The organism is Microcoleus sp. POL10_C6 (assembly GCF_036701585.1).
GTDB lineage: Bacteria > Cyanobacteriota > Cyanobacteriia > Cyanobacteriales > Microcoleaceae > Microcoleus.
This window is the reverse complement of the sequence record NZ_JAUBRB010000084.1, coordinates 1-20511: the sequence shown is the minus strand read 5'-3', so window position 1 is coordinate 20511 and position 20511 is coordinate 1. Positions and strand designations below refer to the sequence as shown.

At 45.1% G+C, this 20511-nt stretch carries 14 protein-coding genes and 1 tRNA gene; 14 read left to right on the top strand and 1 reads right to left on the bottom strand.

From position 1 onward, the window contains the following. The first annotated feature begins 119 nt into the window (after positions 1-119). The 14 genes from QUA34_RS27880 to QUA34_RS27815 all read left to right on the top strand — a co-directional run bounded on the left by QUA34_RS27880 (position 120) and on the right by QUA34_RS27815 (position 17541). The gene (locus QUA34_RS27880) at positions 120-596 is read left to right on the top strand and encodes a hypothetical protein (protein ID WP_333321470.1); all 477 of its coding nucleotides are present in this window, start codon (positions 120-122) and stop codon (positions 594-596) included. Position 597: 1 nt separating this feature from the next. Continuing rightward, on the top strand, positions 598-987 hold the full coding sequence (locus QUA34_RS27875) for a hypothetical protein (RefSeq protein WP_333321472.1): 390 nt from the start codon (positions 598-600) through the stop codon (positions 985-987). 346 nt (positions 988-1333) lie between these two features. Then, on the top strand, positions 1334-1735 hold the full coding sequence (locus tag QUA34_RS27870) for a fasciclin domain-containing protein (protein WP_006634220.1): 402 nt from the start codon (positions 1334-1336) through the stop codon (positions 1733-1735). A gap of 330 nt (positions 1736-2065) precedes the next feature. Further along, a complete protein-coding gene (locus QUA34_RS27865) occupies positions 2066-7171 on the top strand; it encodes a PAS domain S-box protein (protein WP_333390459.1) in 5106 nt (1701 codons plus the stop codon). 315 nt (positions 7172-7486) lie between these two features. After that, positions 7487-7714, top strand: coding sequence for a hypothetical protein (locus tag QUA34_RS27860; protein WP_015178453.1), 228 nt, complete (start codon positions 7487-7489; stop codon positions 7712-7714). Positions 7715-8031: 317 nt separating this feature from the next. Beyond that, complete coding sequence (locus tag QUA34_RS27855) at positions 8032-9117, top strand: amino acid ABC transporter substrate-binding protein (RefSeq protein WP_333390457.1); 1086 nt, start codon at positions 8032-8034, stop codon at positions 9115-9117. A 201-nt stretch (positions 9118-9318) separates the two neighbouring features. After that, complete coding sequence (locus tag QUA34_RS27850; RefSeq protein WP_333390454.1) at positions 9319-10533, top strand: ABC transporter permease subunit; 1215 nt, start codon at positions 9319-9321, stop codon at positions 10531-10533. A gap of 170 nt (positions 10534-10703) precedes the next feature. After that, the gene (locus tag QUA34_RS27845; RefSeq protein WP_333390451.1) at positions 10704-11225 is read left to right on the top strand and encodes a DUF29 family protein; all 522 of its coding nucleotides are present in this window, start codon (positions 10704-10706) and stop codon (positions 11223-11225) included. Positions 11226-11342: 117 nt separating this feature from the next. Further along, positions 11343-12542, top strand: coding sequence for an amino acid ABC transporter permease (locus QUA34_RS27840; protein WP_333390448.1), 1200 nt, complete (start codon positions 11343-11345; stop codon positions 12540-12542). 72 nt (positions 12543-12614) lie between these two features. Then, positions 12615-13367: an amino acid ABC transporter ATP-binding protein gene (locus QUA34_RS27835; protein WP_333390445.1), complete on the top strand. Its 753-nt coding sequence runs from the start codon at positions 12615-12617 to the stop codon at positions 13365-13367. Positions 13368-13483: 116 nt separating this feature from the next. Then, positions 13484-15463, top strand: coding sequence for an excinuclease ABC subunit UvrC (gene uvrC, locus QUA34_RS27830; protein ID WP_333390443.1), 1980 nt, complete (start codon positions 13484-13486; stop codon positions 15461-15463). A 162-nt stretch (positions 15464-15625) separates the two neighbouring features. After that, positions 15626-15696 (top strand) — tRNA-Gly (locus tag QUA34_RS27825). A gap of 427 nt (positions 15697-16123) precedes the next feature. Continuing rightward, complete coding sequence (locus QUA34_RS27820) at positions 16124-16801, top strand: actin-binding WH2 domain-containing protein (protein WP_333390440.1); 678 nt, start codon at positions 16124-16126, stop codon at positions 16799-16801. Between the two features lie 29 nt (positions 16802-16830). Continuing rightward, positions 16831-17541 carry a hypothetical protein gene (locus QUA34_RS27815; RefSeq protein WP_333390438.1) on the top strand — a complete coding sequence of 237 codons (711 nt, stop codon included), beginning with the start codon at positions 16831-16833 and terminating at the stop codon, positions 17539-17541. A gap of 193 nt (positions 17542-17734) precedes the next feature. Here QUA34_RS27815 and mutS read toward each other — a convergent pair whose 3' ends face one another. After that, complete coding sequence (mutS, locus tag QUA34_RS27810) at positions 17735-20362, bottom strand: DNA mismatch repair protein MutS (RefSeq protein WP_333390435.1); 2628 nt, start codon at positions 20360-20362, stop codon at positions 17735-17737. Between the last annotated feature and the right edge of the window lie 149 nt (positions 20363-20511).

Here is a 20511-nt window from a genome sequence, read left to right as displayed (position 1 = left end):
AAACTTATATTTAACTCACCTTGAATATATCGATCGCTCCTGCTAGTGGTCTGCGATCAATTATTCAGCAAACCCTAGGTATTGGCAAAATACGGCATTGGGCATGGGGAGTTTGAGGAATGATTCTTCCTTCTTCGATATCCATCGATCCATCCATCCGTTACATCCCGTACATTGCTCGTTGCCAAACTTCCTTTTTCCCATTTTCCACCTGTGCTAAACTCTTATCAGCAATGCTTGATGAGGAGACTTGCGTGCCGAGTCAGGGAGTGGGAGGAAATGGAATTGCATCTGAGTTTGGAGACTTAACCGGCATGACTCGCCAAGAAGTCGATGACTTTTTGCGCGGATTGGGTGCAGAAATCAGAACTACTGAAGGGGGTTATCTTGAATACGAATTTGCCGATCGTTCGCGAGTCAATATCCGTCCTGATGGTGAAGTGGTACGCACCCCAGCTCCCAGATACGGTTCAGATGGCCGAAAAATAAACAAAGGTTTGCGTCTTGACAAAGATGGCAGCTTGGTCAAAACACGCGATGAATTTGGCAATAAGATTCCTGGGACGCACAATACTGGAGAAAAAGTGAGTAATTAATATGCCCGATGACTACAACTTGCTTAATTTAGGCGAACTTACATCCCTGATCACAAATGTCAATGTGTCTTTGTGGGGGAATGAAATTTTATTTGAATGTATTTACGATCCGACAGGCGATCGATTGCCTTATAGCATAGTATTTCATGACTGCCGAGACATCAGTTGGGAGGTGTTCCATCCTGAAGATGTCAAAGATCCTGAAGCTGATTTGATTGGTTTTCATTTGGGTGAAGACGCGCACCGGAAAGCAGCTTTGATTCATACAGACATTTTTGAAATTTCAATTTTGTACGGCAGTTTTAGCATTCACAAGGGAGAAAACCTAAATGCTGAAGTAGCAGATTTACAAACAGAGGTTTTGGTATCACAATCGCCAGCAGTCTTGTAACAATTTAAAAGCACCGCGCCGTTAAATTGCCAAGCGGTTAGTAATATTATATCTGGTAAAATAACTATTACAGGACTTACGCACTCCGACTCCTCGAAACTGGGTTTTTTACGTAATCTGCGGGTTTTAACGCAGTATTTTCGTAAAAAACCCAGTTTCTGGGCCCCCATGCGTAAGTCCTATATTATTAGGTTTGTAGTGAGGACTGAAGTCCTCATCAAAAATGTGAGGATTGAAGTCCTCACTAAAAAATAATTACCAATTTTTCAAAAAAGACAGTAGGTATTGTTGCCCGCCTCAGTTTACGATACTTAATAGAACTTTTTTCCAGATGAGGTAAAACACAATGCCTGATATTGTTGATATTGCCGTAGGTGCGGGTTCGTTCCAAACCCTCGTAACAGCCGTGCAAGTAGCTAATTTAGTAGATGCGCTCAAAAGTCCGGGCCCTTTCACTGTCTTTGCACCCACTGACGATGCTTTTGCGAAATTGCCGCCGGGAACTATCACCACCCTAGTGCAGAACGTTCCCCAACTGACTAGGATTTTGATGTTTCACGTCGTATCGGGGAAGTTTATGAAAGCTGATTTGGCAAAACTCGGTTTTGTTACTTCCTTGGAAGGTTCGCCGATTAAAATTGATTGTTCTGACGGTTTTGAGGTGAAAAATGCTACAGTTGTCGCTGCGGATATCGAAGCTGATAACGGCGTGATCCATGTGATCGATAATGTGATTTTAATGGGCTAGTTTCACCGTCCATTGATTTTCGATTTTCGATTTTTGATTGACTCTACAGATGAATTTCAGGGTTTGAACTTTGGTCTAATTTTTTTTGGTTTAAGCCACGGAAGTCTGGATATTGCATCTATCTTTAGGTGTGATGTTAAGTCGCAGCGGGAGCGAGAGCTTGCATTGAGCAGTGTCTCTTTGCTCCCGATCGCGCCTTGGTTTTTTAGCGCGTGAAGGTAATTTAAATATAAAACCGTTGTCTTTTCGTCGGATATATTTTAAGATGATTGTTTACAAAAATTTGAAAATCAATAATTATAATATAAGCAAACCAGTGTGGTGAGCACTATGCAAATCCTAGCCGCCAGCCTCAAAGCACAAGTCCGCCAGCGTACCTTGGAACTGCAAGTTCTCAACGAACTTACTGCAAAAGTTCAAGCCAGTCTCAGTGCTGATGAAATTTGGTCTGCGTGTCTGGCATATCTCGATCGCCTGATTCCTGGCGCGGCGATCGCCATTTTGACCCTACCGGACGATCGACTATACCTGCAACACTTACAGCCCTTAACTGCTAGCACCCGATCCGAAATGGAAGGGCGCTTGCAAGCTGCTCGCGCTGAATGGCTTGCTGGCAATCGGGACTGGGCGCACAACATCGCTCCGGCACCAATGGCTCAGTTTCAGTCGGTCTTGATGGCACCAGCCAACCCGGATGAAAGTGAGGAATTATTGGGAGTATTTTTCATTGGTGCAGAGCAGGCAAATGTTTTTAATTTGGAACACCTTTGTTTGCTCCACACAGTAGCTCAAATTTGTGCAAAAAAGTTAAATACTCTAGCAGCTAAACCGACCCTTGTCAAGGATAAACTTCAAAATAATTGTGCTCTGGATTCAGAAAGTCAAAAACTATTGTTGCGGGCTGTAATGGACGCTGCTGCGGACAGAGTTTTTGCTAAAAATAGAAATTTTAGATACATTTTTGTTAATCAAAGTTTTGCTGAATATGTGGGGAAAAATGTTGAGGAAATTATCGGCAAAGATGATATTGAATTAGGGTTTTCAGCCGAATTAGTATTTGGCGATCGCAACAACTCAATTAGGGGCATCCGCGAGGAAGATCGAGCTGTGCTGGCTGGGGAGAGGGTTCGCAATCCCTACCAGGCGATCGTCTTTGAAGGCGAAAAACAGCACGTCTTTGATACGCAAAAACTGCCGCTATGCGATGCAGAGGGTAATATATTTGGGGTTTTGGGTTTTTCTAGAGAGATTAATCCTTTGCAGGCCACAGAGGAAGCCAGGAATCAAAGCCAAGCCAAACTGCAAAAAATTACTGCTAGCGTACCGGGTACGGTATATCAAATTGACTTACGTCCAGATGGCTCGATGGCCTTCTCGTTTGTGAGCGCGGGCTGCCGAGAATTGTATGAAATAGAACCAGAGGCTGCTCAGCAGGATTTTAATGTAATTGTTGACATGATTCATCCCGAAGATCGAGATGATTTTCTTAACTCGGTGACGCTTTCTGCTGAAAATTTGCAGCCTTGGCGGTGGGAAGGAAGAATTGTCACTCCGTCAGGAAAACTTAAATGGGTGCAAGGAGCTTCCCAGCCAGAATTCCAAGCATCGGGGGAGATAGTTTACTACGGCTTGTTCACGGATATTAGCGCCCGGAAACAAGCTGAACGGAAGCTGCAACTTTATCAACAAATCTTTTTGAAATCCAACGATGCAATCGCGATCTTAGACCCCGAAGGCTATTACTTAGAAACAAATCAAGCTCACACGGCTTTGCTGGGTCACAGCGCGTCAAAATTGTGGGGAAAAACGCCTGCCACTCACATGGGAGAACAGACATTTGCGTCGGTGCTGCAAAGCTTGGCCACTTCGGGGAGTTACCGAGGCGAAATGACTTGTATTAAGGCTGGGCAAATGGGAATAGTTGAGGTGGAGGTTTCGGCTTTTGCGGTTTTAAATGATGCTGGGGATGTCGTTTGTTATGTAAGTGTCAAAAGAGACATCACCGAACGCAAGCGAGCTGAGGAAAAACTAAAGCTTTACCGAGAAATATTTTTAAACTCCAATGATGCGATCGTCATTATCGATGCTGACGGGTTTTTCGTCGAACAAAATCTTGCTCACCAAACGCTTCTAGGATACACAGACGCGGAATTAGAAGCAGAAGCTTCGCCGCTGGTGGCGGGGGATCGCTTTTTGGCAATTGCCCAAAGTTTAGCAAAAACAGGAAGTTTTCGGGGCGAAATTACTAACTCCACTAAAAAAGGCCAGACGCTGGCGATCGACGTTGCGGCATACTCTGTGATTAACAACGCCGACGATGTAATTTGTCATGTCTGCGTCAAGCGCGACATTACCGAACGCAAAAAAGGAGAAGAAGAACGGCAAAAATTTGTGTCGCTGATTGAAAACAGCAGCGATTTTATCGGTATGGCTACCTTGAAAGGCAAAACGCTGTTTGTCAACGAAGCCGGACGGAAACTGGTGGGTGTAGAGAATCTTTCGGCAGTGCTTTATACGGAGATTTGGGATTATATTGGGCCCTATTTTCAACAGAAATTCAGTCAAGAGATTTTACCAACAATTATCAGTCATGGCCAGTGGCAAGGCGAAGGTCAAATGCAGCACTTGGGCAACGGACAACCCATTGATGTTGTGATGAATGCTTTTCTGGTCAAGCACCCTCAAACCACCGAACCGCTGTGCTTTGCTGCGGTAATTCGCGATGTCACCGAACGCAAGCAAGCTGAGAGAATGCTGCGGGAACAAGCAGAACAAGAACGGCTGGTTTCGGCGATCGCCCAGCGAGTCCGTCAGTCTCTCAACCTCACTCAAACTCTGAGCACTGCTGTACACGAAGTGCGGCAGTTGCTGGCAACTGACCGCACGGTAATTTATCGTTTTGATTCTGAGGAAACAGCGATTGTGGTGGTGGAATCTGTAGGGGATGATTGGATGCCCCTGCTGGGCAGAAAAGTTCAAAGAACGTCCTTTGGGGAAAGTTTTGTATGGCTGTACAGTGCAGGAACTATTCAAACAATGGCAGATATTTATACGGCCAATTTGAGCGAGGAACACCGAGATTTACTTGCTAGTTTGCAGGTAAGGGCTAATTTAGTTGTACCAATTTTTATAGGCGATGAAAGTCAGGGGTTGGCAGCAGAATATTCGCCGGAAACTCGCATTGAACTTCCGGAAAGGAGTTTGGAAACGAGTCAAAATCGGTTGTGGGGATTGCTCATTGCCCATCAGTGCAGCGCTCCGCGTGTTTGGACTGATTCTGAGATGGATTTGCTGGGAAGGTTGAGCGTGCAGTTGGCGATCGCCATTCAGCAATCTACTCTTTTTGAACAAGCGCAGCAGGCCCGAGAAGCAGCCCTAGAAGCATCTCGAATGAAGTCGCTATTTTTAGCAAATATGAGTCACGAAATCCGTACTCCGATGAATGGAGTGATGGGGATGACTGATTTGCTGCTGAAAACAAATCTTACTCCCGAACAGCTTGACTTTGTACAGACGCTAAAACTCAGCGGTCAAAATTTACTCTCCATCATTAATGATATTCTGGATCTCTCCAAACTGGAAGCCGGAGAAATGCGCTTAGAAATACTAGAATTTAACCTCAGTATCTGTGTGAATGAAGTGCTGGATTTGTTGGCAACTCCCGCACAAGAAAAAGGTATAGAAGTGGTGGCACTGATTGACAACGACGTGCCGCTGCAAATTAAAGGTGATGCAGCACGGTTGCGGCAAATACTCACTAATTTGATCAACAATGCTATCAAGTTTACAGAAGCAGGAGAAGTAGTGATTGAGGTGGCTAATGCTAGTAATCCTGAGTCATTGGCAGCCAGCGATAATCAGAAAATTTTAGAGAATATCGAATCGGTAAAAATAGAAAATAGTGAGTCGATACTCTTGCTGTTTAAAGTCATAGATACAGGAATTGGGATTGCTCCAGAAGACCAAAAAAAGCTGTTTCAATCTTTTACTCAAGTTGATGCCTCTACGACAAGAAAATATGGTGGCACAGGTTTGGGGCTGGCTATTTCTAAGGAGTTGGTGGAGTTGATGGGTGGGCAAATCGGTGTGGAAAGTACACCTGGCAAAGGCTCGACTTTTTGGTTTACTGTGCCGACAGTTGCGGAAAATTCAACTGCTGTCGGCACAGCGTGCGAAGTGAATTTTGAAACGGTGCTGGCGGGGCGAAAAATGTTAGTTGCCAGCGACAAGCCGACAGTGCGAAAAGTGCTAGTGAGAATGGCTGTTTTGTGGGGAATGGAGGTTGAGCAGGTTGAGAACGGTTGGATGACGATCGCATCTCTGTACAAAGCTGTCAGCCTTAATTGCCCTTACGATATCGTTTTGGTTGATATTCAGTTGCCGGAAATGGTGGCGGGAAGTCTCGAACGCTTGAGGATTTCTGAGCCTGCAATGCAGCAGACAAAGTGGGTGGTGCTGACTTCAATGACTCAGCTTGCAGAGGCGAAACGCTTGGTAGATAGCGGTTTTAGCGGGTATTTAACTAAACCTGTTAAAGCTCACCGACTATTTGATTGCTTGGCGAATGCGATCGCCCCGAGTACGCTGATTGATGAGCCGCTGGCAAATCCAACCTCCAATCGAGCCTCAGCTATTGACAACCGGCAGTTAGGGAGTTTAAAGATTTTGTTAGTGGAAGATACTCCAATTAATCAAAAAGTTGGTCTGAATCAACTCAGAGTGTTGGGATGCGCGGCGGATGTCGCGAATAACGGCGCAGAGGCCCTATCTATGATTGCTCTGAAAAAGTATGACATTGTGTTGATGGACTGTCAGATGCCGGTTTTGGACGGTTACGAAGCAACGCGGGAATTGCGCCGCCGGGAAGCGGGAGATGTTGCTGCTGGGAAGATGGAGCCACATCAAAAGACGGTGGTGATTGCGATGACGGCGAATGCTTTGAAGGGCGATCGGGAAAAGTGTCTGGCGGCGGGCATGGACGATTATATTAGCAAACCTATTTCGATCGAAAAGTTAAAATCGGTACTAGAAAATTGGTCGGCCAAGCTAAAAATTGAAACTCCCAAGTTTAATGGCGAGGAACTTCCAAACTCTGAGCCCGATATCGAATCGGTAATCGATATGGCACGTTTGCACGAAATTTCGGGCGCTGATTTAGAGTTTGAGCGGGAAATACTGCAAGCTTTTGTGGTGGATACTGCTAGTTATTTAGAAGCTGCTAAGGAGGCGATAGCATCGGGAGAGATGGAGACACTGGCCCGCTACGCTCATCAAATTAAAGGTGTCAGCGCTACGGCGGCGGTGCGGTTAATGCCCGATATGGCAGATCAGCTTCAAAGTGTGGCCGAATCAAATGATTTGGAGGGGGCTACAAAAATCATCGCTGAATTAGAAATAATTCTGGCGAGGGTTCAAAAGTTGGTGGCGGCTGAGTAATCAATCAATTTTCTTTTGAACCGGGCTATCGAGCCGATCCCGGACAGCTCTTGGCAGCCCCCGCGAGCGAGCGCGTGTAAAGATTGTTAATCTTTTATCAAGATGTTTATCTCAATGTGAAGGAATTGGGAACTCTTATAACATCTTGTGTGTTGTAACTTGTGACACTACTGTCTTAAGTTATTGTGGTCAAATATAAAATAATCATTAAGCCGATCGCTCTAAGGGTGCTTTTCGTCGATCGGCTTGAGACACCAAGACCCGCTTTTCGCTATCCCCGCCCATTAAGTGCGTATTTACGCTCAACGAGGTTTTATGACTCCAGTCATGTTACGCCAACTTTGGTCATTAATTGAGACCACCCAAGCTACTCTGTTAGTCAATTTAGACGATGCGACCTTGGTACAGTGGCTGCTAAAGCAGTTAAAGACGAACTCTGCGCTTAATGGCAAAGAAGCAGATTTGTTGGACGAATACATCCAGTCTCGGCTTTCCCTAATCCGCGATTTAGCTGAGCAGCGGCTAGCCCCAGAGCTACTGTGAGCGGATTCAATCAAAATCGGATAAATATTCCAGGGAAAGGCGATGAGCCCTTGCGCTGGGCAGAAATAGCAGAAAAGAAACCGGGTTTCAAGGATAAATCTTAGGTTTGACGACCAGGCCTCCAGCCAGAAACCGGGTTTCTAACTCTGGGCTCCCAGTTTGCTCAAAAAAAACAGGCGGGTAGTCGGTGCAGTTGCCGCAGTGCAGCACCGGATGCAGAACGGCTAATTTGAAACCGGAAGCTGTGTAGATCGCCGATCGCCACAGTTCTGACAGCTACAAGGTAGGATTGTCAGGAAAGCGTTCTATTAAAATTTATGCGTAAATGGGGATTTCTGCTACTAGCAAGTGTGTTATTTGTGACACCGTTGGCATCTTGTAGGGATCGATCGGCACAAACCGGACAAACAACAGCAACAACTGCGGCAGGTGGCAACTCGCAACAAGGTTCCAGCCGGATAGATACAATTGTCAGCCGCGGCAAACTGATTTGTGGCATCAGCGGCGAACTGCCGGGTTTTAGCTTTGTAGACGAAAAAGGCAAATATTCGGGACTGGATGTGGATGTGTGCAGGGCTGTGGCGGCGGCAATATTTGACGACCCGGAAAAAGTCGAGTACCGAAAACTCAACGCTAAAGATAGATTTACAGTTTTGCAGGCGGGAGAAATCGACATTCTCAGCCGAAATACCACCTACACTGCGAGTCGGGACAGCACTACCGGACTGGAATTTGCCCCGGTGATCTTTTATGACTCTCAAAGTATCATGGTCAAAAAAGATAGTGGCATCAAAAGTTTAAAAGATTTTGCGGGCAAATCTATCTGCGTGCAGACAGGTACGAGCACCGAACAAAATTTGTCCGACCAAATGCGAAAATTAGGAATTAAATACACTCCTGTGGTGTTTGAAGATGTGAATGCTACCTTTGCTACCTATCAAGAAGGTCGCTGTCAAGGTGTTACTGCCGATCGATCGCAACTTGTTTCTAAGCGGACAACTCTGCCGAATTCCGAGAATAATGTTGTTTTGCCGATCGTGATGTCAAAAGAACCGTTAGCCCCTGCGGTAAAAAGCGGCGATCCTAAATGGTCTGACGCGGTGAGATGGATCGTTTTTGCGGCGATTGAAGCTGAAGATTTGGGAATTAATTCAGGAAATGTAGACCAAATTGTGGCAAGCACTACAGACCCGAATGTCAAACGTTTGCTAGGAACAGAAGGAGATTTAGGTAAAGGTTTGGGACTCCCGAACGACTACGCTGTCCGCGTTGTTAAGAAAGTCGGGAATTACGGAGAAATCTACGATCGCAACCTTGGCCCCAAAAGTACACTCAAGTTAGAACGGGGTCAAAACAGACTCTGGAAAGATGGCGGTTTGCTTTACTCGCCGCCGTTCCGCTAATTTTAGTTAACTGTTGACTGTTGGCTGTTGACTGTTGACTGTTAACTGTTGACTGTTGACTGTTAACAGTTAACCAACAAGATATTTTAGACAGCAAGGTACTCCGCGCTTACCCGACTTTTAAGGTGCTTGTTAGGCGCACCCTACAAGATATTTTAGGCAGGCTAAAGTTAGGTATAGTTCGCTCTACATTAAACAGTTATGAATCCAGAACCTCAACCGGGCAAATCGCAGAAATTGCCCAATTTTAAAGATATATCAAAACTGCTGCGGGACGATCGCTTCTGGAAAATTGTCGTACAGGCGATCGCCCTAATTTTAGTAATAGTTGTTATCGCCATTCTTTGGGACAATCTCAGTGCCAATTACTCGCAACTAGGGATTGCATTTGGATTTGACTTTCTCAATTCCCAAGCATCTTTTGACATCGGCGAAAGCGTGATTCCCTACAGTCCCGAAAACAGTTACAGACAAGCTTATTTTGTCGGTTTAATTAACTCACTGCGGGTGATGGGTATCGGCATTATTTTCGCCACAGTTGCGGGTTTGACGGTAGGAATTGCGCGCCTTTCCGACAATTGGCTGCTGCGAAGTTTGGCTGGTTTGTATGTGGAAATCTTGCGAAATACGCCGTTATTGCTGCAATTATTTTTCTGGTATTTTGCAGTTTTCATTTCCCTGCCAAAACTCGAAGACAATCAGCAGATGAGGGGGCCGATTTACTTGACAAATCGCGGCATTGCTGTACCTTGGCCTGTGGCTTTGCCGGGTTTTGAGATTTGGTTGATTTTGCTAACAGTCGGAGTTTTGGCGGCGGCGGGGCTGTGGATGTGGCGGGCGCGGCTGATGTTGGAAGAAGCTAAGCCGGGAAGACAGTGGTTTTGGGCTCTAGGTGCGATCGGGCTGAGTGCAATCTTAGCTTTTATTATCACCAAAAATCTGCCTTTTCGTCTAGATTTCCCCCGCCTGACACCAGAATTGCAACTCGAAGGAGGATTAAAATTAACTCCTGAATTTGCAGCCTTGGTGACAGGACTCAGCTTGTATACTGGCAGTTACATTGCCGAAATTGTCCGCGCCGGAATTCAATCAGTATCGAAAGGCCAGTGGGAAGCGGGAAAGTCTTTAGGGCTGAAGTCTGGAACAATGATGCGGATGGTAATTTTGCCACAAGCTTTGCGGGTGATTGTGCCGCCTTTAACCAGTCAGTATCTGAATTTAGCTAAGAATTCGAGTTTAGCGGTTGCGGTTGCTTATCCCGACGTTTATTTTGTGGTGGGGTCTCCGACCTTGAATCAGACCGGTCGGGCGATCGAAGCAATGTTAATTATCATGGTAACATACCTAACAATTAGTTTGATAGTTTCTCTGTTCATGAATTGGTACAATAAAACTGTACAAATTAAGGAAAGGTAAATAGTTGAGGTTAAATCTATTTAAATTGGAATAAAAGGATATCGCGTCCAATGGCTTAGAGTAAATTTAGCTTAGACCGAGTAACTAAAACTTGTGAATTCACGATTAAGCAATAATAAATAAGTCACAACTATCTTTGGCTTGCTAGTATCAAATTGGAGGTGGATAAAATGACACAAGAATTAATTGCTCTTAGAAAGAGCATATTGGAAGGAAGGTATACGGATGCTTTGGCAATAGTCGATGAGTTAGATGGAATGAGCAAACAGGCAATTTTGCGACAAATCCAATCTTTTTTAAATGTTTTGCTGATTCACTTAATTAAAAATCAAGTTGAACAGCGATTAACTGGTTCTTGGGCAAGTTCGATTCGCAATGCAATCAGAGAAATTAAAAAGGCAAATATTAAAGATAATAAAACATCTTACTACATCAATTCTGATGAATGGGAGAGTTTTATAGAGGAGGAGGTGATTGAGGATGCGATTGCAGAGGCTGCGGAGGAAGTATTGAATGGTGTTTATACTCAATTTCAACTTGCAGAGATGATGGATAGAAACCTGATTATTCAAACTGCTGTGAGGTTATTGACCTTGACTTATATCCATTCCGCCAAAGATTTACCCGCAGTGTTAGCCCAGCATTTAAGTCAGTTACCAGGTGGAGAAGATTGGATAAATCGGCGAAAATAAGTAGGATTTTTTTTAGCTTTGGCGATTGGAAATCGCGTCTATACAAGCAAAACCCGCCTACGCGGGTTAATAAAATAACTGGTTGTTACTCTACGTCATAGGATTGAAAACCGCTATATGGAAACTGTCCCCATATTACCGCCCCCAGCCACCGAATCACCTACCCCCTGGAATTGGGCGCGCAAAAATTTATTTAGTACCTGGTACAACAGCATTCTGACGGTAGTTTGCCTAATTATCGCCTTCCAAACTATTAAAGGAATTATCGTTTGGGCAACAACAAAAGCTCAGTGGCGCGTTTTAGAAGCTAACTTGCCGCTATTTTTCGCCGGCAGATTTCCCCGCGAATCCTACTGGCGGCTGTGGATAGTAACGGGCATAATTGCCTTGTTGGGAGGATTAACTTGGGGAAACATTCAGCGGCAAGAACGTCTTTGGAATCCACCTTTACTAATTATACTTGGTGCTGCGGTTGTGGGTGCGGTCATTTCGCCGATCGACCTAACCTCTCGCCTCTACCTCTTAGGAATTATTATCGCCGCCGTCGCCAGCTATGTCATCGGAAGGCAAATTCACCCAAAAATCATGGGCTGGATGCCAGCAGTTTGGGCTCTTTCCTTCCCCATAATTTTGTGGTTAATTAAAGGGGGGTTAGGTTTGACCGAAGTGTCAACAAATGATTGGGGCGGTTTAGTATTAACGCTGTTTTTAGCAGTTATTAGTATTGTGCTTTCCTTTCCTTTGGGAGTATTGCTAGCACTCGGCAGACAAAGTTCTTTGCCAGTTGTAAGACTGTTATCAACATTATACATTGAAATTATTCGCGGTTTACCATTAATTGGCATTTTGTTTTTAGGTCAAGTGATGCTGCAACTCTTCTTGCCACCCGAATATCCGAAATTGGATAGAGTAATTAGAGCGATTGCTGGATTAACGTTATTTAGTGCGGCATACTTGGCAGAAAACGTGCGCGGTGGCTTGCAGGCAGTGCCCAGGGGACAGATAGAAGCAGCAAGGTCGATCGGACTCAATACACCCCTACTCACAATTCTAATTGTACTGCCTCAAGCACTGCGAATAGTCATTCCGGCGATCGGCGGTCAATTCATCGGATTATTCATGGATACATCCCTACTATCTCTATTCGGAATGTTAGAATTAATCGGAATATCCCGCGCAGTTTTAGCAAATCCTTCCTATATCGGCAGATACGCCGAAGTTTACATATTCGTCGGCATCATTTATTGGATATTTTGCTACTCAATGTCCCTAGCCAGCCGCAAAATAGAGCGAACATTAGGAGTAGGCCAGCGCTAAAAACTCATCTACTTTCATCAGCGTTCATCAACGTTCATCTGCCTCTATCTGCGGTTAAAAAATAAAAAAAATATGGAAAGTCAACTAACAGCCCCAGAACAAGTAATCGTAGCAGAAAACGTCCACAAGTGGTACGGACAATTTCACGTACTGCGAGGTGTCAGCATGACCGTCAACCGAGGTGAAGTCGTTGTCGTGATGGGGCCATCCGGTTCGGGAAAATCGACGTTTATTCGCACATTCAACGCCTTAGAAGAATACCAACAAGGTAAAATTACGATCGACGGAATCGAACTTTCCCACGACTTACGCAATATCGAGACAATTCGCCGCGAAGTAGGAATGGTGTTTCAGCAATTTAACCTGTTTCCCCACTTATCAGTTTTGCAAAACGTCATGCTAGCGCCAGTATGGGTGCGCCGCTGGCCGAAGAAAAAAGCCGAAGAAGTGGCGATGCAACTGTTAGAAAGAGTTGGAATTTTGGAACAAGCAAAAAAATATCCCGGACAGTTGTCTGGAGGACAGCAGCAGCGGGTCGCTATTGCACGTTCTCTAGCCATGCAGCCTAAAATTATGCTGTTTGATGAACCGACATCAGCATTAGACCCGGAAATGGTGCGGGAAGTGTTAGATGTAATGCGAAATTTGGCTCAAACTGGAATTACAATGGTGGTGGTGACTCACGAAGTCGGGTTTGCGCGCGAAGTTGCCGATCGCATTGTATTGATGGATGGTGGCGTTTTAGTGGAAGAAGCGAAGCCAGAAGAGTTTTTTCAGAATCCGAAGGAAGAACGCACTCGCAAGTTTTTATCTCAGATATTGTAATTGATTCTCAAGTTTAATCGGTGGGTTTGGCGACGGTAGCAGCAGTCAAAATCGACCTAATTAAGGTAAAATAAAAGAGTGTACAATCAGTCTCTATTTTGCTGAGATAGCTTGCAATGCCATCCACAAAAACTCTGCCGTTAGTTAAAGACTCGGAACGCCTAGAAAGTCGCCTCAAAGAAATTCCGGCGGTTCCTGGTGTATATTTAATGCGCGATGAGAGCGATCGCATCCTTTACATCGGCAAATCCAAAAAACTCCGAAACCGCGTCCGTTCCTACTTCCGCGAAAGCCAAAATCTTAGTCCCCGCATTGCGATGATGGTGCAGCAAGTGCGCGAAATTGAATTCATCGCCACCGACACCGAAGCGGAAGCTTTAGCGTTAGAAGCAAACCTCGTAAAACAGCACCAACCTTACTTTAATGTCCTCCTCAAAGATGATAAAAAATATCCTTATTTGTGCATAACTTGGTCGGAGGAATACCCGCGCATTTTTATCACCCGCAAACGCCGCGCAGGTAGTGCAAAAGACCGCTACTACGGCCCTTACGTCGATACAGGGGCGCTGCGGAGTACGCTACATTTAATTAAGCGAATTTTCCCCCTGCGGCAGCGCCCTCAACCGCTGTTTAAAGACCGTCCCTGTTTGAACTACGACATCGGCCGCTGCGTTGGCGTTTGTCAAGGGTTAACTTCGCCGGACGAATACCGAAAAATCATCCAAAAAGTAGCGATGATTTTCCAGGGAAGGACTGAGGAATTACTCGCTTTGTTAGCGCCCCAAATGGAACAAGCGGCGGAAGATTTAAACTTTGAAACGGCGGCGCGCATTCGCGACCAAATTAAGGGTTTGCAGTCTTTAAGTGCGGGTCAAAAAGTGTCTTTGCCCGACGATACGGTTTCCAGAGATGCGATCGCACTTGCGGCTGACACCCAGCACGCTTGCGTTCAATTGTTCCAAATTAGGGCCGGTCAATTGGTCGGAAGATTGGGATTTATGGCGGAAATACCCCCCCAACCCAGGGCGGGAATGGGGGCACCGCTCCTACAATCGGGGGGGGTAGAGGCCGGAGCGATTTTACAGCGGGTGTTGGAAGAACACTATCAAAATGTCGAATCCGTAGAAATTCCTAGCGAAATTTCAGTGCAGTACGAATTGCCAGAAGCGGAAATATTAGCAGATTGGTTGAGCAATCGTAAGGGGCGAAAAGTTACGATTTTGACGCCGCAGCGGCAAACTAAGGCTGAGTTGATTGAGATGGTGGAACGCAATGCTGAGTATGAATTGGCGAGAATGCAAAGATTGAGCGATCGCAATTCTCAAGCAATGCAAGATTTAGCAGAAATTCTCGATTTGCCAGAAGTTCCTCGCCGCATTGAAGGTTACGATATTTCTCACATTCAAGGTTCTGACGCCGTAGCTTCCCGCGTCGTATTTATTGACGGTTTGCCCGCCAACCAGCACTACCGCCATTACAAAATTAAAAATCCTGAAATTAAATCGGGTCATTCTGATGATTTTGCTAGTTTAGCAGAAGTTATCGGTCGCAGATTCCGAGGATTGAAGGAAGAAGAAGCAGCCAAGATGGAAGATGGATTTAGCGATTTAGAAGAACCCGCAGAAATCAGCCATTTATCCTCGGTTTCTCATACTATTTCCGACAAACCAGACTTAATTATGATAGATGGCGGCAAAGGTCAACTGTCAGCAGTTGTGGCTGTTTTGCGGGAAATGAATTTGCTAGAAGAGTTGCGCGTTGTCAGTTTGGCAAAGCAGCGAGAGGAGATATTTTTGCCGGGGGAATCTTTGCCGCTGCAAACTAATTCTGAGCAGCCTGGGGTACAATTATTGCGCCGGGTGCGGGATGAGGCGCACAGATTTGCTGTGAGTTTTCACCGCGATCGAAGAAGCGAGAGAATGAAGCGATCGCGCCTTGATGAAATTCCCGGATTGGGACACCACCGACAAAAACAATTGTTGGCACATTTTCGGTCGATCGACTATCTCCGTTTAGCGACTCCCGAACAGTTGGCAGAAGTTTCTGGGATTGGCCCGCGTCTGGCGCAGCAAATTTACGATTATTTCCACCCGTAAAGTCTTACGCAGCATGGGAGACGGGGATTTTTGGGGCCAGGGGGCGATCGACCGGCCAGTCCCGATTCAGCCCCGATTCAGCCTGTGTGAGGGAGGTCTTCAAAATTTTTGCACAGACCTATTGCAATCCCCAGAGACTTGTGGTATGTTTAGTTTCTGTGCGCGGGCATAGTTTAGTGGTAAAACTTTAGCCTTCCAAGCTAACTATGCGGGTTCGATTCCCGCTGCCCGCTTACTTCTATAAAAAACCTCAAACCAACGATAAATCAACGGTTTGAGGTTTTTTATTGCTGATTTTCTGGGTTGTCGAGGGGTCGAATTGACTAGAAATTGGATACAAATTGGATACAAAATGACTAAGATTTGACTACGGAACGACCAAACTGAGTATCAACTGAGTATCCAATGACTACCCGATCGCCCTTTGTGGAGACAATTTGGAGACAAATGAATACAAATTGAATACAAAGCATACCTGTATTCAGTTTGAGCCGTTTAGCTTTGTAAGTATCTCTCAAAACGCCTCCACCTGTGAGCTTGTGGTGAGCTGGTTACAAGAATAATTGGTTAACATAGAGTACCCTGGTTTGACAAGATTGCCGATCGAACTCAGCTTGAGTTATGACTGATTCGGAGTCGCATCAGTCACAAGGAGAGCCCGTGAAATATTTTTCAGTAGTAATGTATTTGCTGCGGGAACGGCAACAATTTCTCGAAGAAATTCGCCAAGGTATCAAGCTCAAATCTAAAATTTTCGGTTTGTTGATTTCTAGTACCGTATTTTTTGGCATTTACGGAGCGATATTAGGTGCCTCTAGTACGTGGATGCAATGTCTAGTTTCAGCAATTAAGTTGCCAGCACTTTACTTGCTGACGCTGATTATCTGCTTTCCCACACTGTACTTTTTTAATGTCATGTTTGGTTCTAAACGAACTTTTGAACAGTATTTGACATTGTTGATGACAGCGATGGCGATGATTAGCGTTTTGCTGTTTGGATTTGCACCTGTTAGTTTGTTTTTCCTCATAAGCAGTACCAATTACAATTTTTATCTGTTGCTGAATGTTGCTATCATGGCAATCACAGGATTTTTGGGAGTAAGTTTCATTTATCAAGGAATGCACTTTCTTTCAGAACAAGATGCGGAAGGCAAAGACATCAGGCTAAATATTTTGCGCTTTTGGTTGGGACTTTATGCGTTTGTTGGGACTCAGTTGGGATGGACGCTGAGACCGTTTTTGGGGTCGCCGGGAATGGCTTTTCAACTGTTCCGAGACCGAGAAAGCAATTTTTATACGAGTCTGTGGCAATCAATTATGTCTCTGGGAGGATCGTAATTAATCCCAATTAAAGGAGATTTTGAAGAGTGATACAAGCGGATTTGGAACAGTTAAAAATTTCTGAGAAGGAGTTGGAGGATTTGAGTGGAATAGCTTTGAGCGACGGTTTTGCAGCGGATTTTTACCGACCTGCTGCACTCCGGGACGGCAAAAAGCTATTTTCTCTTTTGGTGAATGAGTTGCTGATATTTTGCGTGACATTAGTTGTTTCGCTGCCTGTTGCTTTACTGGCTAATAAACATTATGTTGGTTTATTTAGCGATTCAGAGATATTTGTCCGTGTTGTACAACTAACTTTGGGTTTGTCGCTGGCGATTACTGTTGCTTGGAATATCTATAAATGGGTTAAGGGCAAGCCTCTGGCAACGCTGGCGGGTCTGCTGGATGAAGTTGAGAAGTATCATGAGGTGATTCAGGCTTTAGATATTATCGATCGCCTAACGGATGCTGGCAATTTACAAGCCAATTTAATTAACCGAGGAGATGCAATTGAAGCATTAAAAATCACTAGAGAAAGTTTAGTCTGTGCTTTGAAAACAGAAAAAATTCTCAGGGAAAATCAGCAGTTTATCGGTCGCCGTTACGAGCTATTTGCTAATATTGAAAGTAATTTAGCTGCTTTGATGGCGGTGGATGTGAGCGATCGGGCGACTGAATACGGGCGGTTGCTAAATGAGGCGCTAGAAATTGGGATGAGCGTACACAAAGAGGTAAGAAAGTTGCAAAATGGACGTTAGAGTTGTTGCAGCGTTCCTGGTTTGTTGTAAAAGTAGTAACTGATATCTTGCACCATGCTCAAGAACAGGCAGGATGCCTGTGCCACAAAAATTAAATTTTCTTGTGGGGTGGGCATCCTGCCCGCCCCTGAAAGGTTTATTGAAAATGGTGCAATATAGAAGTTACTACAAACTTTTTTTACCACCGGAAATTTCAATCATCAAAAATATCCAACTGTTCGCCCTCACACTCTTTTTGACCATTTTTTTTAACACCTTTCCGCAGCCCGATCGCAATTTTGCTATGTTTCTCAATCTGCTTCATCACCTGTCTCGCCCTGTCAATAACCGACGGCGGTAAACCGGCCAATCTCCCCGCTTCAATTCCGTAAGATTTGTCAGCACCGCCCGGCTGAACTTGGTGCAAAAATATGATTTGATCAGGCAATTCTTTCACTGTCACCTGATAATTGGCGACATTATCTAAAATAGAAGCTAACTCATTCAATTCGTGATAGTGAGTCGCAAAAATTGTCCGCGCCCGAATCTCAGTTGCTAAATATTCTGCTACAGACCAAGCAATCGAAAGTCCGTCAAACGTCGCCGTTCCCCTGCCAATTTCATCTAACAAAACCAATGATTGCGGCGTGGCGTGATTGAGAATATTGGCAGTTTCGTTCATTTCCACCATAAACGTAGATTGACCCGTTGCCAAATCATCTACTGCACCGACGCGGGTAAAAATGCGATCGCAAATTCCCAAACTCGCAGCTTTCGCCGGCACAAAACTACCCATCTGCGCCATTAACTGGATCAAACCCACCTGCCGCAAGTAGCAGCTTTTCCCGCTAGCATTCGGCCCGGTTAAAATAATTAAATCTGGGCGGTTTAACGATTCTTCCCGACCCAAAAAAGCAGAATTAGGTACAAAAAATCCCGGCGGCAAAGACTTTTCCACCACAGGATGACAACCTTCAATAATTTTAATTTCCCGACTTTCTGTCATAGTCGGGCGGCAGTAATTCTGGTAAACTGCTACTTCTGACAAACCGCACAAAACATCGGCCGCAGCCACGGCGCGGGAAACGTTGCGAATAATTTCGGCGTGTTCTCCTACCTCCGATCGCACTTGAGCAAAAATATCGTATTCCAATTGATTTAAATCTTCCCGCGCTGTCAGAATCCGCACCTCCCTTTCTTTTAATTCTTCAGTGCTATAACGTTCTTCATTGGTGAGAGTTTGCTTGCGGGTGTAGTCGTTCGGCACTTGGTCTACTTTCGATTTGGTAATGCTGATGTAATAGCCGAAAGCTTTATTGTAGCCAACTTTTAAATTAGAAATTCCGGTGCGTTTTCTCTCAGTAGCTTCTAAATTTGCAATCCATTCTTGGTCGGCTGAGGCAGTGTGGCGCATTTCATCTAGCATGGCATTGATTCCGGCTCGAATCAAACCTCCTTCTTTTAAATGAATCGGCGGTTCATCAACTAAATGAGCGTGAATTTTAGTTGCTAATTCTTCTAGAATTGGCGGTACATTTTGCAGCGCTTTCAAATAGGGCGATCGTCCTTGGGCTGCGATCGAGGCTAATGTCGGCAGTTTCGAGAGAGAATCAGCTAAAGCGACCAAATCCCGCGCGCTAGCTGTTCCTGAACCGGCGCGGCCTGTCAGTCTTTCGATGTCGTAAATTTGCCGCAGCAACTGCTGCAAATCTTGGCGCAGGGCGTTATTTTCTACTAATTCTTGAATCGTGTCGTGTCGGGCGCAAATGCCTTTAATGCTGAGCAAAGGTTGCAGCACCCAGCGGCGCAAAGCGCGGCCTCCCATTGCGGTGCTGGTTTTGTCTATAGCCCACAGCAGCGAACCGTGAAAAACCCCATCTCTCACTGTTTGAGTAATTTCGAGATTGCGGCGGGTTTGGTAGTCGAGGATGAGAAAATCGGTGAGAGTGTAAGTGTGCAATCTTTGCAAAGAAACTGCTTTTTCCTTTTGAGTTTCTTCGAGATATTGCAACAAGCCGCCGGCGGCGCGGACTGCGAGGGAAAGGTGCGCGCATCCCATACCTTCTAGCGATCGCACTTTGAACTTTTGCAGGATTCTCTGTTTTGCTTCGGACAAACTAAACGGAATTTGCGATCGCAAAGAATAGCAAAACGAATTCGGCAAACACTCCGGTAAATGCTCGGATTTCTCTCCGGGCCTCAACATAGTCACCAAATCCGGCGCATTAGTCGGTATCAAGACTTCCGAAGGCTGCAAGCGCAGCAATTCTAGGGTTAATTGTTCTAAACTGTCTGCTTGAGTAGTGACGAATTCTCCCGTAGAAATATCTGTATAAGCCAATCCCCAATGTTCCCCAGCTATGACGACTGCTGCTAAAAAATTATTTTGTCTGGGTTTGAGCATTCCGTCATCAGTCAAAGTTCCGGGAGTGAGAATGCGGGTAATTTCGCGCTTGACTTGGCGACCTTCTTTAGCAGCTATCGAGGCATCTTCAACTTGGTCACAAACTACCACTGCATAGCCTTTTTCTACTAACATTGAAGTGTAGCGATCGAGGGCGTGGTGCGGCACTCCTGTCATCGGCACTCTGCCGATTTCCTTGCCGCTTTCTTTACTCGTACAAACAAGTTCTAATTCCCGCGAAATCGTAACTGCATCTTGGAAAAAACACTCAAAAAAATCTCCGACTCGAAACAATAAAAGTGCGTGGGGATACTGTTCTTTCACTTCCACATACCGCTGCATCATCGGCGTCAGCTTGGTGAATTCTAGTAGGCGGTGGTCGGCATTGCGGATGTTGGGTTGATTGGGGTCTGTTGGGGTAGATGCAGTGTAAGGCATAAAAGGCTATCGATAAATTTTAATCTTTAACAACTTTAGCGCAAGCTCGGCTTTTAGCTATAACTAATATACCAATACTCCGGACAGTTTTTAAAGAGGAATGCGATCGCAATAAAATAGAGAAGTGAAAAAAGTGAGTGCAATCTCAA

Bases quoted from the DNA above. Each gene is read 5' to 3' on its own strand.
- QUA34_RS27880 (WP_333321470.1), top strand. From the start codon at position 120: ATGATTCTTCCTTCTTCGATATCCATCGATCCATCCATCCGTTACATC.
- QUA34_RS27875 (WP_333321472.1), top strand. From the start codon at position 598: ATGCCCGATGACTACAACTTGCTTAATTTAGGCGAACTTACATCCCTG.
- QUA34_RS27870 (WP_006634220.1), top strand. From the start codon at position 1,334: ATGCCTGATATTGTTGATATTGCCGTAGGTGCGGGTTCGTTCCAAACC.
- QUA34_RS27865 (WP_333390459.1), top strand. From the start codon at position 2,066: ATGCAAATCCTAGCCGCCAGCCTCAAAGCACAAGTCCGCCAGCGTACC.
- QUA34_RS27860 (WP_015178453.1), top strand. From the start codon at position 7,487: ATGACTCCAGTCATGTTACGCCAACTTTGGTCATTAATTGAGACCACC.
- QUA34_RS27855 (WP_333390457.1), top strand. From the start codon at position 8,032: ATGCGTAAATGGGGATTTCTGCTACTAGCAAGTGTGTTATTTGTGACA.
- QUA34_RS27850 (WP_333390454.1), top strand. From the start codon at position 9,319: ATGAATCCAGAACCTCAACCGGGCAAATCGCAGAAATTGCCCAATTTT.
- QUA34_RS27845 (WP_333390451.1), top strand. From the start codon at position 10,704: ATGACACAAGAATTAATTGCTCTTAGAAAGAGCATATTGGAAGGAAGG.
- QUA34_RS27840 (WP_333390448.1), top strand. From the start codon at position 11,343: ATGGAAACTGTCCCCATATTACCGCCCCCAGCCACCGAATCACCTACC.
- QUA34_RS27835 (WP_333390445.1), top strand. From the start codon at position 12,615: ATGGAAAGTCAACTAACAGCCCCAGAACAAGTAATCGTAGCAGAAAAC.
- uvrC (WP_333390443.1), top strand. From the start codon at position 13,484: ATGCCATCCACAAAAACTCTGCCGTTAGTTAAAGACTCGGAACGCCTA.
- mutS (WP_333390435.1), bottom strand. From the start codon at position 20,362: ATGCCTTACACTGCATCTACCCCAACAGACCCCAATCAACCCAACATC.